The 1,483-nt window shown below is 40.0% G+C and carries 1 protein-coding gene; it reads left to right on the forward strand.

All coding sequences use genetic code 11. The features are described 5' to 3' along the window. The coding region (locus QEZ38_RS09670) for an LPXTG cell wall anchor domain-containing protein (protein ID WP_281335781.1) at positions 1 to 1,155 on the forward strand (1,155 nt) is incomplete at its 5' end. Positions 1,156 to 1,483 lie beyond the last annotated feature (328 nt).

The following is a 1,483-nucleotide window of genomic DNA, read 5'->3' on the forward strand; positions in this document are numbered from 1 at the left end:
AAAGTACCAAACAGCGAATTACCAGACGGTAAAGTTCCAGGTACAGGTAAGATTACAGAACCAGGTCAACCAGCTGTAGAAGTTCCAGTAACAACACCAGCTAAGGTAACACCAGAAACACCAGCTCAAAAGGCACCAACACTAGAGGTGGAACAAGATCCTAAGACAGGTGACGTTACGGTAACACCTAAGAAACCAGATGGAACTCCATACAAACCAGGAACTAAGGTAGAAATCCCAGGTAAAGATGGAAACCCAATCACAGTAACAATCGGTGAAGACGGTAAAGGTAAAGTACCAAACAGCGAATTACCAGACGGTAAAGTTCCAGGTACAGGTAAGATTACAGAACCAGGTCAACCAGCTGTGGAAGTTCCAGTAACAACACCAGGTAAGGTAACACCAGCAACACCAGTAACTGAACAACCAGGTAAGATTGAAATTACTCGTAAACCAAATGGTGATGTAGTAGTAACGCCTAAGAAACCAGATGGAAAACCATACCCACCAGGAACTAAGGTAGAAATTCCAGGTGAAAATGGAACACCAATCACAGTAACAATTGGTGACAATGGTTCAGGTGAAGTGCCAAATGACAAGCTTCCTAAGAAAGATGTCCCAGGTACAGGAACAGTAACAGAACCGAACAAGAAACCATCACAACCAGTAGATGTAACAACACCAGCTCGTAAGACACCAACAGTAGATGTTGAACAAGATCCTAAGACAGGTGACGTTACAGTAACACCGAAGAAACCAGATGGCTCAACATACCCACCAGGAACTAAGGTAGAAATCCCAGGTAAAGATGGAACACCAATCACAGTAACAATCGGTGAAGACGGTAAAGGTAAAGTACCAAACAGTGAATTACCAGACGGTAAAGTTCCAGGTACAGGTAAGATTACAGAACCAGGTCAACCAGCTGTGGAAGTTCCAGTAGAAACACCAGCTAAGGTAACACCAGTTGCAGTTAATCCGAATGTAAATCACGGAGATACTACAGCTACTAATGATAACGGAGCTAAGTCAAATGATTCTCAAAAAGTATTGCCAAATACTGGAACAGAATCAAATGCGACTCTTGCATCTCTAGGCCTTCTTGGTATTCTAGGTGGTCTCGGACTTGCTTTGGGAAAGAAAAAAGAAGACTAAAAATTTAGTCAAACCAATATGCATTCTTTAGTGTTTTAACAACGAACTAGATTCATTCAGGTAATGATTTTAGTCATAAAATACAAAGAATGTTTAGATAAAGAAAGCGAACAATGCTAGAATTTTGTTAAATGGAATTCTAAGTATTGTTCGCTTTTTGGGCTTTTTGTGGCTCTTTGTTAACTGTAGTGGGTTAAAAAAAGCTAAAATATGGAGAGGGCAATCGTTGTCCTCTCCATATTTTAGGATAGTTATAGTCACTTAGTTTATAAAATACATGTTATAATAAAGCCATGGCATATAGTACAGATTTTAAACAACGAGCATT

This window comes from Streptococcus taonis, assembly GCF_029948085.1.
Classification (GTDB): Bacteria; Bacillota; Bacilli; order Lactobacillales; family Streptococcaceae; genus Streptococcus; species Streptococcus taonis.